Annotated in this window: 15 protein-coding genes and 1 pseudogene; 4 read left to right on the top strand and 12 right to left on the bottom strand. The window is 44.2% G+C overall.

Annotated features, from left to right (window positions below; translation table 11 throughout):
* The 9 genes and pseudogenes from QUB35_RS10900 to QUB35_RS10865 all read right to left on the bottom strand — a co-directional run.
* Positions 1 to 635: ribbon-helix-helix protein, CopG family (locus QUB35_RS10900; protein ID WP_333141954.1), on the bottom strand; the 635-nt coding region annotated here is incomplete at its 3' end.
* A 60-nt stretch (positions 636 to 695) separates the two neighbouring features.
* Positions 696 to 800 carry a hypothetical protein gene (locus QUB35_RS39115; protein WP_445252024.1) on the bottom strand — a complete coding sequence of 35 codons (105 nt, stop codon included), beginning with the start codon at positions 798 to 800 and terminating at the stop codon, positions 696 to 698.
* A gap of 70 nt (positions 801 to 870) precedes the next feature.
* A pseudogene (locus QUB35_RS39110) lies at positions 871 to 1110 on the bottom strand (phycoerythrobilin:ferredoxin oxidoreductase); the annotation flags it as partial.
* 20 nt (positions 1111 to 1130) lie between these two features.
* Entirely contained in the window at positions 1131 to 1550 is a 420-nt protein-coding gene (locus QUB35_RS10890) for a hypothetical protein (RefSeq protein ID WP_333141944.1), read from the bottom strand.
* A 6-nt stretch (positions 1551 to 1556) separates the two neighbouring features.
* Positions 1557 to 2009 (bottom strand): hypothetical protein, encoded by a 453-nt coding sequence (locus QUB35_RS10885; protein WP_333141943.1) that lies wholly within the window; start codon positions 2007 to 2009, stop codon positions 1557 to 1559.
* A 3-nt stretch (positions 2010 to 2012) separates the two neighbouring features.
* Positions 2013 to 3005 (bottom strand): DNA modification methylase, encoded by a 993-nt coding sequence (locus QUB35_RS10880; protein ID WP_333141942.1) that lies wholly within the window; start codon positions 3003 to 3005, stop codon positions 2013 to 2015.
* Positions 3006 to 3290: 285 nt separating this feature from the next.
* Positions 3291 to 4622 carry a serine hydrolase gene (locus QUB35_RS10875; protein WP_333141941.1) on the bottom strand — a complete coding sequence of 444 codons (1332 nt, stop codon included), beginning with the start codon at positions 4620 to 4622 and terminating at the stop codon, positions 3291 to 3293.
* 291 nt (positions 4623 to 4913) lie between these two features.
* Entirely contained in the window at positions 4914 to 5246 is a 333-nt protein-coding gene (locus tag QUB35_RS10870; protein ID WP_333141940.1) for a hypothetical protein, read from the bottom strand.
* Between the two features lie 40 nt (positions 5247 to 5286).
* Positions 5287 to 5460 carry a hypothetical protein gene (locus QUB35_RS10865; protein ID WP_333141939.1) on the bottom strand — a complete coding sequence of 58 codons (174 nt, stop codon included), beginning with the start codon at positions 5458 to 5460 and terminating at the stop codon, positions 5287 to 5289.
* Positions 5461 to 5736: 276 nt separating this feature from the next.
* On the opposite strand from QUB35_RS10865, the gene QUB35_RS10860 reads away from it, so the two are divergent.
* Positions 5737 to 7605, top strand: a complete 1869-nt coding sequence (locus QUB35_RS10860; protein ID WP_333141938.1) for an AAA-like domain-containing protein — start codon at positions 5737 to 5739, stop codon at positions 7603 to 7605.
* Positions 7606 to 7960: 355 nt separating this feature from the next.
* Complete coding sequence (locus tag QUB35_RS10855) at positions 7961 to 8560, top strand: Uma2 family endonuclease (RefSeq protein WP_333141937.1); 600 nt, start codon at positions 7961 to 7963, stop codon at positions 8558 to 8560.
* Between the two features lie 47 nt (positions 8561 to 8607).
* On the opposite strand, the gene QUB35_RS10850 is transcribed toward QUB35_RS10855, so the two are convergent.
* Together QUB35_RS10850 and QUB35_RS10845 are read right to left on the bottom strand one after the other, a co-directional pair.
* Positions 8608 to 9126 carry an O-acetyl-ADP-ribose deacetylase gene (locus QUB35_RS10850; RefSeq protein WP_333141936.1) on the bottom strand — a complete coding sequence of 173 codons (519 nt, stop codon included), beginning with the start codon at positions 9124 to 9126 and terminating at the stop codon, positions 8608 to 8610.
* Between the two features lie 28 nt (positions 9127 to 9154).
* Positions 9155 to 9919: a 5-formyltetrahydrofolate cyclo-ligase gene (locus tag QUB35_RS10845; RefSeq protein ID WP_333141935.1), complete on the bottom strand. Its 765-nt coding sequence runs from the start codon at positions 9917 to 9919 to the stop codon at positions 9155 to 9157.
* A 147-nt stretch (positions 9920 to 10066) separates the two neighbouring features.
* Between QUB35_RS10845 and QUB35_RS10840 the strand changes: the two genes are divergently transcribed.
* A complete protein-coding gene (locus QUB35_RS10840; protein WP_333141934.1) occupies positions 10067 to 12817 on the top strand; it encodes an AAA-like domain-containing protein in 2751 nt (916 codons plus the stop codon).
* 262 nt (positions 12818 to 13079) lie between these two features.
* Here QUB35_RS10840 and QUB35_RS10835 read toward each other — a convergent pair whose 3' ends face one another.
* Positions 13080 to 13544, bottom strand: a complete 465-nt coding sequence (locus QUB35_RS10835) for a COP23 domain-containing protein (protein WP_333141933.1) — start codon at positions 13542 to 13544, stop codon at positions 13080 to 13082.
* Between the two features lie 345 nt (positions 13545 to 13889).
* Here QUB35_RS10835 and QUB35_RS10830 point away from each other — a divergent pair, with 345 nt between their 5' ends.
* Entirely contained in the window at positions 13890 to 14387 is a 498-nt protein-coding gene (locus tag QUB35_RS10830; protein WP_190659271.1) for an HNH endonuclease, read from the top strand.
* Positions 14388 to 14473 lie beyond the last annotated feature (86 nt).

Raw genomic sequence — 14473 nt, 5'->3', positions numbered from 1 at the left:
GAAGCGATCGAACTTTCGCGTTCACTCAACTGCTGCTGTAAACTTTCGTAACTTGACTTCGCTACAGTTTCGGCTAAGTGGCTTTCGAGATTTTGCTTTTCGGTAGCGAGTTGCTGCTGTAAAGAAGCGATCGAACTTTCGCGTTCACTCAACTGCTGCTGTAAACTTTCGTAACTTGACTTCGCTACAGTTTCGGCTAATTGGCTTTCGAGATTTTGCTTTTCGGTAGCGAGTTGCTGCTGTAAAGATGCGATCGAACTTTCGCGTTCAGCCAACTGCTTCTGTAAAGTTTCGTAACTTTCTTGCAGCGGATTTGGCTGTACGTTCACCGAGTCCAATTGAGTTTCTGCCGTTCTAGCGTCATTAATTTCGCTTTCTTCGGCTGTTTCCCCTTCCAAGTCAGCGGCTTCTACCTCAGTTTCTTCACCTTTTTTCCAAGTGACAGTAACTTCCGTCTTGTCCTTAGAAATATCCAGAGCGCCTTGTGCCAAGCGTTCTAGGAGTTCCGACCTTGATATTCCGAGCTTGCGAGCGATCGTGTTCAATCGATCGGCACTAGAAGAAGTCAGCGAAAGTCCGATTTTGACTTTGCTGTCTGAATTGGAACTAACTACATTGCGATTTTTTTTGACCATTGGCATTTTCCTCATGCCAACCTACACTTATTAGTATAGTGGCTGAAGCTTGTATTAAAATTAATTCTTGTTACTTACCAATTGTGCCAGCTTGCGTTCCCAATTGAACAAAAAGCCGTGAATGTATTCTTCGATCCATTCCTCCCCGTAGCACCGCGTGAACATTTCCTGACCAGGGGTTTTTTCGGCAAGATACCGCAGATAGCACAGTTGAGCTTGTTAAGATACTATCTAACTTTGCGCCCGATCTCACAGGTTCGGCGCGATCGACCAAATCCAAATAAGCCGCCACATAGTCTTTGAACCCTGCAAAAACCGGAATTGCCAAAATTTTCCTTTCCTTGGGACGATCCCACAGAAACGCCAACGAGAAAAACTGCTTAGCTTCCTCTGGAAAGTCGCCACTCCAGGGAAGGTGCGGTTGATGAGCTTGAAAAATTTGTTCGATCGACCCAGTATGTTCCGTCCGCTCCAACGCCCGTCAGGATACTGAGTTCAGCTTTTCAGCTTCCTCAAGAAGTCTGCCACCAAAATCTTGTTCTGAAAAGTTGCTCGAATTGTGTCGCTGTTGCTGTAATTAATAATAACTTCAAACCTCTCAAACTCACCGCTTGGGCGATCGATATCAACTGTGTTTAGCTCTGTTAGTGCATCATCAATATTCTCAAACTCGTATTTTGTACCGAAAAGTGGCATGATAATTATTTGGGAAATGAAACGATCGAGGCAGTTTCTGAGCGTATCCATAAACCTATCGACTTCTTGTTTTGAAACACGCATCAAAGCCAGCCGCAGCTTATTTTTTTCTGAAATCTTGAGACCCGCCAACCTCTTTGAAGCTGCGGTATAGCTTTCGTCCGCAGTTGTTTCGTCAAATGCAACATCAAAATCAATTTCCTTAAATGCTGCTACCACATCTCTCTAAGGAATATAGATAATTGCAAATCCATTATTTCTCAGTTGATCTAAAGCTGCTTTCGTGAAATCTCCAACTAACACCGCACCATAAAATGGCGCTGACAAATGATGAAGCTCAATGATAGGTAGTATAGCGCCTTGGATTTCTTGAGCTTTGTTTTTTGAGTGTTTCGTATATCTACGCCATGCAGACTCGATAAATGCAACAGGTCTACCGAGCTGGTCATCTGTACCGTCGATCTCAATTACAAAATCTAAATCATGTTTGTTCCCGTATTTGTCTTCCCAAGTAACTTTTTTACCGCTTCTAGCTGGACGAGAACGCTGCCAATCGAGGTAGTAGTTTTTGGTTTGTGCAAACTGTTGTAGCCGAGGTTTGAGAATATCGTCGAGTACAATATCTTCAAAAAGTTTGCCTAGAGCCTGCCCAAACTTATGTGATGGAGATTGCGCCATAAATTAACTGTCTATCCAAAGTCTTCCTTCATGGAGCGGAATATTGTGTTTTCGGTTTTTCCACTTGACGTTACGCTCCCTAATCTGCTCAAAATGCCAGGAATTAAACCCTGCCCCAACAGCCAGTTGACCAAGCCACTGCTCGACCGGAACATACACTCCGTAGGGAGCAGAATCTCCGATTACAAAGCAAATTTTGCAATTAGAGCCTGCAACTCGCCGCAGGGCCTGAAATACAAATCCCATGTCGATAAAATAAGCAGCAATCATTGTGTGATATGCCTTATTGCCACTCTTAGTTACTCGAATCTCCTTTAGTTCTTGACAAATCGGTATCAGCTCGTCTCGAATCGGATAAATTATAGATTCACCTATCAGAGTATCTAAGCATACTCGATCCTTTGAAACGTGCTGTGAACTTGAACGAATTAGATATTTACGAACAGTATCATGTAAATCTCCCCAAGAATTTACCTCGCCCCAGAATGTCATTTCCAGACGTGTAGCATCTGCATAATCGTAGTTATTTGCATAGGGGGGAGAAGTTATTATTAAATCTATAGATCTAGCGGGAATACTTTTTAATTTTCTCGCATCTTCTTGAATGAAAGTGGCTCTACTTTCTCTAGAAATAAATTGCATTTGATACATATCTTCTTGCATCATAGCAACCTGCTTTTCTAGGATCTCGAATGGTTCACAAGTCTTAGCTTTGCGTTTGTTAGGGAGAATATATTGCCACTGTGCTGTACCTACATGACTTGATGGTCGTAGAATGGCACAAATGGCTAGAAAAATGAGAGACTGCAATTCTTCAGATAGAGACGGGGCTATTTCAAGATAAGCTTGTCTAATTTTGAAGAGGTCTATTAACCTCTCATCTGTGTAGCATTTGCTTAGTAATACTGGAATTTTTTCTGGAAGCTTTGGCGGTAGACTTGCAGCAAAAGCCTTAATTTCGGTAACTGCTGCCAAAAATTCAGGAATGTTTACCATCCAGGCGAGTTTACCTTTTGCAAGCTTAAGCTGTCACGCATTTAAATTGCATATTCAGGGCGGGCGAGACGCCCACCCCACAAGAATTAGAGTGTTTTTTGACATTCTATTTAAATGCACAACAGCTTAGTAGCGATTTCAATCGCCGAATTGTCTGATCAACCTGAGATATTGCATTATTCTCAAGAATAGGCAAGATGCCTGTTCCACAAAGAGTAGATTTTCTTGTGGAACGGGCCCAGAGCCCGTTCAAAAGGCTGATTGACAATGGTGCAACATCTCAGATCAACGCAAATTATCCGGTACTCTCGCCGCAGGTTGGTCTAAATAATTGTAAACAATCCGCGAAATTCGACGGACAAAATCTCTCACAATCGGGTCATTGTAAGGACGTTTGACAAAGATTGCCGCTAAATAACGCTTACCGTTGGGCATATCAATAATTCCAGCATCGCCAACTACAAAGCCGATATCTCCGGTTTTGTCAGCAATCACGGCTCCCGCCCCTAAACCCGAAGGAAGCAGCGTTCTAGTTGTTGTACGCCGCAATAATTCTAAAGCCTGTTCTCGGCTCGATTCAGAAACTAATTTATCGCGAGACAGCATCGCCAGCAACTTTACCATATCCACAGAACTTGTGGTATTTGTTCCTTGAAAATCTCCCAACCAATTGCGAATTCTGGTATCAGTTAATCCCCAACTGCGAAAACGCTCGTTGAGTTTAGCAATTCCCCCCAAACGTTCAATAATCATGTTGGTGGCTGTATTGTCGCTGATGGTAATCATTTTATCTACGGTTTCTCTGATGCTAAACCGAGTGCCATTTGGTCTGTCTTGCATAGTTCCAGAACCGCTGGCTACTAAGTCGGACTTCATAACTAATGTTTCGTCTAGGCTAACTTTGCCTGCGTCTACATCTTGATAAAAAGCAATTAGAATTGGTAACTTGATGGTACTGGCGGCCGGAAATACTCGATCGCCCTTGATATCCAAATAGTTTCCTGTATCTAAATCCAGAAAAAACATTCCGGCGCTGAGGGATCTATACTGTTCGATCGCACTTTCGATTTGAGGCTTGATTGCGCTCATTTCGGAACCTGTTGAAATCCCCAAGTCAGCGGCATAATTTCTGGGAGTTGCTGAAGAAACAGTTAGGGGAACTTGACTGGGTTTTTGTTCGATCTGGGTAATAGCTGTTGGTTGAAAAAACTCGTTACCCGCTATTTGCTCTGGATTCGGCAACTGAAATGACCAGCGAGTGGAAGATTCTCTAATGACTCGGACTTTTTGCGGATCTAACTTATAACCGGGAGTTAATTGTATCACTAACCTGGTAGTTCCGGTGTCAAATTGCCCGACTCTAATTTGTTGAATAGCTGAGTTGTAACTTTGAGGAGTTTCGGGATATTCCAAGACTATTCCCGGTAAGTCAATTACTAAGCGGGTGGGATTGGGGATTAGTTTGACTTCCGGCTGAACTCCTGAATCTGTTGTTAAATTGAGTTGGTTTTCGCGGGCATCGAAGTGCCAAGATGTTAGTGTATCAGCTTTTGCGGGAAGGACGATCGAGAAAAGACTAAGGGCGGCAGGCAACAGCCATCGCAGTTTAGGAGTCATGTTTGAAGAGAAAGAATTTAACGGCTGCAACGAGAAAGCGGCGGTCACAGTGTTCTCGACCGCTTTCGAGACGAAGCACCTAGCATCATACAGTCAACTCTTGCCCGCAGCCGTATTTTTTTTATTTGCTCTGAGAGTATTCCGTTTCCGGGACTCCTATCAAATCCGGTTCTATTACCCCTTTTTCTTCCAGTCTCGCGTCGGCGGACGAAAGTTTGTACAGTGGCGAATTCTCTTGGCAGAATTCTTGTTTTGTATGCACAAATTTTATGCACCTGACATGAATTCAACTTAAGCGACTTCTCGATTTCTAGCATCTTCAAGGGAGTCGATCGCGGCTTTGAGAAAAACTTTTCCTTTAGCAACAAATCGGCGATCGCTCAAAGGATCGTAAGCTTCCCAATTACCGCTAACTTCGCGGTCGCGCCACAAAAACCAGCAGCGGTAGATTTCCCCGCTATCTATATCATCGCACAAAGCCAGCCAATCATCCCCGGTGAGATCGCTGGCATCTAATGCTACCAATTCCACCCACGCAAGTGCAGTGCAGGCATCGATCGCCTCAGTATCAACCGAGTCAGATTTTGTAGCTATAGGTTGCGGCGAACAGAGTGTAGACTTCATAATTTCTCCTTAATTAAATTAAATCAATCAATGAATTTGCCTATTTATGGAACTGACCCGGTACGCCAAGTGGAAAAACTGTGTTTTGATAAATTTCTGGTTCGTCAAATTTACCAGCGGCTGATGCTTCTGTTAAATTATTAAGTGTATTAATGGTGAAAATGGCGGCAGTTCCCAAAGCGGCCATTGCCAGTCTGTGTAAGATTTTGTTCATTTGGGTTCTCCTTTTTTGCTTGGTGTATCTACTCTAAAAAGTTAAATCGTCATTAGCGGCGGAGATTGGGGAGTTAAGAAAAACTTTTTCTCCTCAAATATATTCAACTGTTGAAGCCGTTATCAGGACAGAGTTTGAGGAGTCGATCGCCCCAAAAACCTCTTCAAGTAAAATCCCTTAAATTCCGGCTGGCTGACTATCTTCCTTAAAATCGCCTAAAATAGGGACTTAAGGCGTTAAAATTTCTAGATTCGTTCCCCTTTCAGTGCAAGCGAAGTGCTCAAGTCAAAACGCGATCGTGGTCGCATTCTCACTGCCTCTGGCTTAAAGAAACTTAACGAGGCGCTCCAAGAATGGTCTGACCGACATAACATTAGAGGTACTCTGACGGAAATCGAGGCTGAGTCTGGCGTCGGTGCCGATACAGTCAGCAAAATTAAGCAGGGTAGAGAAGGTGCGGATTTGAGTAAAATTCGACAGTTGTTCGCGGCTTTTGAAATGACTCTGGCTGCTAGCGACCATCGATCGGCTAAACTGGAGGAATCGGAAAATTTAGACGAGCTGGACAATTCGCCAGCAGCGGGGGAAACAGCCACCAGCAGCAGAATTGTTAAAGTATTTGTGAGTTATCGCAGCGCCGAACCGGATCGCGAGTTAGGAAAACAGTTAGAAACGGCCTTAAGCGCGATCGGTCATACAGTTTTCACAGCAGAAAATAACATTAGATTAGGAGATAATTGGTTCGATCGCATTAATTTCTTCCTCCAAGAATGCGATTATTTGCTGCTACTGTTGCCACCAACGGGAAACCAAAGCGAACTGCTAACATATCAAGTTCAGCAAGCAAAAGAACTGCAAGACTCCCGGCCTGACAGAAAACCCATAATTCTCCCCATCCGCGTCGGCTTTCCCCTGAACGCGCCTCTAAATCACGACTTGCGGGGCTATCTGTACCGCATCAAACAGAGGGAATGGAAAACCACCGCCGACACTCCAATTATTATCGAAGAAGTTCTGAATTTGCTAGCAGAAAAACCCGCACCCGTCACTGAACAAACGGAAGATATAACACAAAAACAGCTATTAGAAATTAGCAACGACGAAATACCTCTACCCGCCGCCGAACCTGAATTACCGGGAGGACAAGTCGATGTCGCTTCTCAATTTTATGTAGAACGCCCGCCCATCGAAGAACGCTGCTATCAAACTATTGTGCAGCCCAGTGCCTTAATTAGAATTAAAGCACCGAGACAAATGGGTAAAACTTCCTTGATGGCAAGAATTTTGCATCACGGAGCCCGTCAAGGCTATTGCACCGTGCCGCTAACTTTTCAGTTAGTAGATAAAGCCGTATTCGCCAACTTAGATAAATTCTTAAAGTGGTTTTGCGCTTACGTCGGCCGCGAGTTGCACTTACCCAATCAATTAGACGATTATTGGGACGAGATTTTTGGCAGCAAAGTCAACTGCAAAGATTACTTTGAAAAATACATTTTACCGCAAATCGACAGTCCTTTAATTTTAGGATTAGACGAGATCGATCGCGTTTTCCAATATCCCGACATTGCCGAAGACTTTTTAGGACTGCTGCGGGCGTGGCACGAAGAATCGAAGCGACGCGACATCTGGAAAAAACTGCGATTAATTGTAGTTCACTCCACCGAAGTTTACATCCCGATGAACATCAATCAATCGCCTTTTAACGTCGGACTTCCCGTAGATTTGCCCGAATTCAACTCTCAGCAAATACAAGATTTAGCAGCGCGCCATAATTTGAATTGGTCGGATGCAGAAGTTGAAAAATTGACGACAATTGTCGGCGGACATCCGTATTTAGTGCGAGTTGCATTATATCACATTTCGCGATCGGATTTGACACTAGATGAATTAAAAGAAACTGCGATCGCAGATGCTGGAATTTACAGCGACCATTTGCGCCGGCAGTTGTGGAATTTGGAAGAATATCCAGAGTTGGCACAGGGGATGAGAGAGATTGTGGCGGCGGATTCTTCGGTGCAATTAAAGGCGATGCAGGCGTTTAAATTAGATAGTTTGGGGTTGGTGAGATTGCAGGGGAACGAGTGCGTGCCGAGGTGCGAACTGTACCGACAATATTTTCGATCGCACTTGAGCGCGATCGTCTAAGTCCGATCGCTCTGCTATCCTATAATTCCAGATATGGTAGGGGCGGGTTCACCGACAATAATTGCCTAAAATGAACAATCTCATAAACCCGCCCCCACAAAACGACAAATCACAATCTACCTCTTTTTAGATTAAAACAGCCCATGAACGATATTTTTTTGATAACATCCGATAATTGGCTAGATTGGATAGCCGTGTTTGGTTATCTAGGTTTTACTGCTTTCATTGCATGGCGCGTGTTCACCACAAAGTAGATATATCATCAACTTACAGTCTTCTTCTGTCTTGCTTCGCGCCTTCGCGGTTCGTTAAAGAAACAGTAAAATAAAACAATAATCAACTAGCCCAGACAGTTATGCCGCCCGTCGAAACTGTTGCAGCAATTCCGAACGATCTGATTTGGCGCTTGAGCATCGAGCAGTATCATGCGATAATTCAAGCTGGCATTCTCACGGATGATGACTCTGTAGAATTGCTGGAAGGTTGGCTGGTTTTCAAAATACCAAAAAATCCACCGCATCGAGCAACAACTCGTCTTGCCAGAACAGCTTTAGAGAATATTTTACCTGCGGGGTGGTATGTTGATTCCCAAGAACCGATAACGCTATCCAACAGCGAACCCGAACCTGATATAGTGGTTGTTCGAGGGGATACGCGACAGTATCTCGATCGCCATCCGGGTGCTGAAGATATTGCCCTGATTATTGAAGTATCTGATACGACACTTCAGCGCGATCGCACTGTCAAAAAACGGATTTATGCCCGCGCTGGAATTGCGATTTATTGGATTGTGAATCTTGTTGAAGGACTGGTTGAGGTGTACTCTCAACCTCTTGTTGAAGTTGAGCAGCCAGATTACAGTCAAAGGTTGGATTTTGGGCGATCGGCTGTTATACCGATTATTATTGAAGGGATAGAAATTGGGGCGATCGCTGTAAATTCTCTTTTGCCTTAAGATAAAATGAGTAAATTCTAAACTTGTCGGGTGCGTTAGATGAAGTTTTAGAGAGATTTTTTACGGTTGTATTTAGATAGAATCCTCTCATAGATTTCATAATTCTCTTGATCGAAACAGCAAAAAATTACTTTTGGAGAACCACCATTATTTTGTATATATTCCCAGCATACCTTCACTGCAATCTCACCTGCTAGAGCTTTAGGATAGCTGTAAATGCCGGTGCTAATGCAAGGAAATGCCAAACTCTCAAACTCTCGCTCTGTGGCAATCTGCATACACTTACGGTAACACTCGGCTAAGAGTTCCGGTTCTCCATCATTACCCTTCCGCCATACTGGGCCTACTGTGTGGATGACGAAGCGTGCAGGCAATTTATATCCCTTAGTTAGTTTAGCATCTCCAGTCTTACATCCTCCAAGTAATCGGCATTCTTCAAAAAGTTCCGAGCCTGCTGCTCTGTGTATTGCTCCATCTACTCCACCACCACCAAGTAAGCTGCTATTTGCAGCATTCACGATCGCATCAACTTCGAGTTTTGTGATGTCGCCCAAAATAACTTTCATATTCTACAATAGTAAACTGTAGACAACTTTAGCACAGAAACTCGTTATCTAGTCTTGCTCTCAACTTTCGCAAAATCGGAATTTGCTCTAACTGTTCCGGCCGTATATTATCCCAGTTTAACCCTTTCGGGCGCGGATAAATTGTATGAGTCTCAATTACCTCCTGGGCAGTAACAATCCAATTCAGCGCCCAATCGTGAGCTTGCATTGGCAAACGCGAATCTGCGACTATTTGCAAAGGATGCACTGTTGTCACAATTGGCGTATCGATTTGTACTAACCCGAATTCTTGCAACATAGCCAATTCCAAATCGGCAAATCCTGCACCTTTACCGGTTCTTCCACCGTTGGGGCCTGCGGCTACGCAGCCGACTATTACTAAATCAATCGGCTCCATTTCTGCAAAACTTACCAATTTTCCGCAAGCAAGTGCTTTGCGGGCGAGCGCACTTTCGGCAATTGATATATTTTGTCTCTGCAAATCCTCAGCAGTCAACTCAACAAAACAGCGATCGTCTGTCAAGCGCGGTACTGCCATATACAGGCGTTTTCCATCTTGCAAAGCCCGCATCCGCACCGGAATTTGTGGCGAATCTGGATTGCACTTAATCGTTTTTGCTTGTTGCCAAATTGGTAAATTTTCTAATTTTTCGGCCGCCACCTGTGCACCGACAAAGTTGGGAATATGACCAAACGGATCGCCAATAGATGCGGCTTGCTGCTTCAGCAAAGACCAAATTTCACCTCTTAACTTATCTTTTTCGCGGTGATATCCAATCCAATCACTTTTCATGTTTTATTGTGGTACAATGTATCATACAAAAGTTTCCTTTAATACGCCTCATTTCTTCAGTCCGCGAAGGCGGACTTTGTTTGTGTAGTAGCGGTTTCAACCGCCGAATGACCCCAATATATTTTTGGGAATTTACCATTTTATCCTATGAATTTTACCACAAAGCCCAGTTACTATCAAGTCGGTGGGAGTTTGACAAATAACGCTCCCAATTACGTGAAGCGGCAAGCAGACGACGATTTATATAACGGATTGAAAGCCGGGGAATTTTGCTATGTTTTGAATTCCCGGCAAATGGGCAAATCTAGCTTGCAGGTGCGGACAATTCAGCGGCTGAGAAATGAAGGAATTGCTTGTGCTGCGATCGACATTTCGGAAATTGGCAACCGTGGCGTCACTCCCGAACAGTGGTATGCTGGTTTGCTACGCATTCTGGAAAATAACTTTAACCTATCGGATATTGTCAACGTGCGGACTTGGTGGCGCGATCGCAATTTTTTAACCCCAGTTCAAAGATTGAGCGAATTCATCGAAACTGTACTCTTACCCAACATTTCCAGCAATATTGTCATTTTTATTGACGAAATCGACAGCATTCTCGCCCTAGATTTTCCCGCCGACGATTTTTTAGCCTTAATTCGATCGTGCTACAACAAGCGCGCCAACAATTCAGAGTTCGATCGCCTAACTTGGGCCCTCTTAGGCGTAGCATCGCCGACGGATTTGTGCCGCGAGCAAAATGCCACCAGCAATACCCCTTTTAATATTGGCAAGGCGATCGAATTAACTGGTTTTGACGAAACAGAAGCTCAACCGCTAGCAGCGGGGTTGGCAGAGCTTATAGACAGCTCTCAGGAAGTTTTGAGAGAGGTTTTGTATTGGACGGGGGGGCAGCCGTTCCTGACTCAGAAGCTGTGCAAACTATTGTTGGAAAATGCCGAATTTATCCCGAATTTACCCCAGGGCGGGCACGGGGGCACCGCCCCTACATTCGGGGGGAAAGATACCATCCAAAATCCTCAAGAATGGGTTGAGAAGGTAGTGCGCTTGAAAATAGTGGGGAATTGGGAGTCTCAGGATGTCCCAGAACATTTGTCCACAATTCGCGATCGGCTTTTCAAAGAAAACCAGCGGATTGTCAGGAGACTAGGATTATATCAGCAAATTTTAGAACAAACTGAAACTGTGCCCGATGGTAGTGCCGAACAAATGGAGTTGCGATTAAGCGGATTAATCGTTAAGCGCGGGGAAAAACTAACAATTTCTAATCCTATTTATCAAGCTGTATTTAACAAAGGACTAATTGAAGAAAAATTAGAAAAACTATCGCCTTACTCGGAAGCAATCAAAGTATGGCTAAATTCTAGCTGTGAAGATGATTCCCAACTGTTGCGAGGGGATGATTTGCAGTCAGCATTAGTTTGGGCGGCCGGAAAAAGTTTGAGAAACGAAGATTTTCAGTTTTTGACGGCCAGCCAGAAAGTTATTTTGAGTGACCAAAATCAACTGCTGCATTTAGCTACACTCGAAACCAAAAAAGCTGTATGTGATGCCGAAAAAGCGTTGATTGAAGCTGACTCTGCCAAACAAAAAGCCAAACAGTGGATCGGCATCGGTTCTGCGGTACTGGCAGCATCGTTACTGGCGGCGATCGGCTTTTCAACTCTCGCTTACCAGCGGTTTAAACTGGCACAAGCAAGTATTGAAATCGAACAAAATGGCAGCGATGCTTTACTGTTGGCCGTATCTCAAAAGACAGAAAACAGCGAAGCTTTATCAGAAGCTTTATTGAGGGCGATCTCCTCCGGTAAAAAATTAAAAACTTTGGTACAAAACAAACACAAGCTAGAACAATATCCGGCAACTAGACCGCTGTTAGCTTTACAAATAATCCTTGATAAGATTAGCGAAAAACAGGAGACCAAAGCCTCATCAATTCCGCCAATAAAGATAAATTGGCCAGCTCATAAAGGTGCAGTTACCAGCGTCAGTTTTAGCCCAAACAGGCAGATTTTAGCAACCGCAGGAATAGACGATCGAGTTCGGATTTGGAACTTTTCCGGGCAAAAAATTGCTGAATGGAAAGCTTTGCAGCAGTCAGTTAATATGGTAAACTTTAGCCCGAATGGTAATTTTTTAGCGACAGCCGGAAGGGACAGCACAGTTAAAATATGGAATTTATCAGGTAAAAATATTTCTACTTTGACAGGAATTAAAGGCTCTGTTACCAGCATCAGTTTTAGTCCAGAAGGAAAGTTATTAGCGGGGGCAGGGATAGACAGCTATGCTGCAATTTGGGATTTGTCTAAACTGCCACAATTAGTATCGCCTAGCCTGAAACTCCCAGGTCACAACGGCTTAGTGAGAAGCGTAAATTTTAGCCCAAAGGGCGATTTCATAACGACTTTAGATGGCAAATCTACAGTGCGAATTTGGAATTTGTCGGGCAAGCTGAAAAAAACACTCCCTGTTCAGGCAATTGGGCTGAGTTTCACTCCGGATCAACACCAGTATCGCTTTGCTACAGTAACATTGAATGGCAAAGTTGGGCTGTGGAATCTGTCAGAAAAAGAATTAGTTAAGGAATTTCAAACCTTGCATTTTGATGCGAAATCAATTAGTTTTAGTCCCGACGGAGAACGGCTTGCTACAGTGGGAATTGACAAGACTGTACGGCTGTGGAATTTAGCGGGGCGGCAGGTTGCTCAATTTGAGTTCGAGGAGAATGTTGTTAGTGTCAGTTGGAGTGGAGAGGGAAAGCAAATTGCTGTAGCTGGAAGCAACGGCACTGTCTGGTTGAGGCAGGTTGAAGGGTTAGAAGAATTGCTGAAGCAAAGCTGCAATTTTTTCACCACTCAACCGAAGTATTTTACAAGAGTTTCAACTATCTGCAAGTAGGGACACCGCACCGTGCCCAAAGCGTGTCAACTTAAGCTGTCAGCCCGCCAAGTTCGTTAGTCATCCATCAAGTCCGCCAGGGGTTGAAACCCCTGTCTAATAGCGAAAGTCCTCTCAAAGAGGACTGAAGAGAAGAATCTCAACTCATTAGTCCTCTTTTAGAGGACTTTAGCTTTGAGGCAGGGGTTTCAACCCCTGCCGGACTATTGGTTGTACCTTAAGTTGACACCTAGGGGCAATGCCATGTCCCTACTAATGACTATCAATTTACTTTAACAGGCGAAACACTTACATTAGGATTTGTAACTCTTTTTAAGAGTTCTTGTCGGGCTTGTTCGGGATTTTGACCTTTGGGTACTTGATATAATAATCTACAGGAACCGTCTTGAGGATTAGCTGCACAAATAATTAGTTGACCGTTGCTAGATGCACCTGCTGTGACAACATTCTCCCAGCTTCCTTGCGGTTGCGAGTTGTTGAGAATTCCTGAGACTCTGGTGCACCGAGTAATCGCATCTTCTCCTGATTCATTGAAATAGTTATCAGCTAGCCACAAAATAACGGGAATATTTTTGCCTTGTTGGACAGCAATTGTAGCTGGCCGGCCGCCAGCAGCGCCGCAGAAGAATGAAGGCGCTTGGGCAAAGGCTGGACTGTTGGCTAAAATCTGAGCAGCAAGGGCAATAATTGACGCGCTAAAAGCTGACTTTAAGAGCCGAAATTTCATGAGCAGTAATAAGCTTTTTCATTTAAGGTTACTAATAGTCTAAAAAGTTAAACTGTTTGTTGCCGGGAAGATTAGGCATTTAGAGAAAAAAATAAAATTTATTTTGCAAATTTTTGCCTTCGCACACACTGGCCTCATCTGGGCCAAAATTCCGGGAAAAAAGCTCGCTGACAAACACCAAAGGCAGAAAATAGATGCTGCCATAGGGGGCGCAGGCGCGAAGGTATAGGGTAAAGGATCGGTTTTTCAGCGTTTTTTGCGATCGCCTCGCTCTTCCCGATCCCGTCCCACCTAAATGGGAACCTGTGTTACCATCGGTAAAAATATTCTCTTTAATAATCAACAATGGGCAATGTTCTGGTGCTGAACGCCTCCTACGAACCCCTTAACATCACCAATTGGCGAAGGGCGGTAGTTTTGTTGCTGAAAGGAAAAGCAGAACAGGTAGAACACAACGGGAAATTTATTGCGCCAAACTTCCCGCTACCAACTGTGATCCGACTCAGGCATTACGTCCGAGTTCCCTATAAGGATATTCCGCTAACCCGCCGGAACATCTTGCACCGGGACGCACACTCTTGTCAATACTGTAGTTATACGGGGGACGATTTAACCCTCGATCATGTAATTCCCCGATCGCGCGGAGGAGGGGACAGTTGGGAAAACCTCGTCACCGCCTGCGTGCGCTGCAATGTCAATAAAGGCAGCCGCACGCCAAAAGAAGCGGGAATGCCGCTGCGCTATCCGCCTAGGAAACCTCACAGTGGTCTTTATTTTGAAGTGACTAAACACGTTAAGAGCGGTATGCACAAAGAATGGCAAAAATATGTAATAGGCCTTTAAAACCCCTGTCAGCGCAAGCGCGGGGGTTTTTTGCGGAAGTTCAGAGTCCTGAGATTGCTTCGTTGCAACGCACACGCCGTGCATGA

It is taken from the genome of Microcoleus sp. B13-B6 (genome assembly GCF_036705405.1).
Classification (GTDB): Bacteria; Cyanobacteriota; Cyanobacteriia; order Cyanobacteriales; family Microcoleaceae; genus Microcoleus.
The sequence above is the reverse complement of the archived record's forward strand: the minus strand, read 5'-3'. Positions and strand labels throughout refer to the sequence as shown.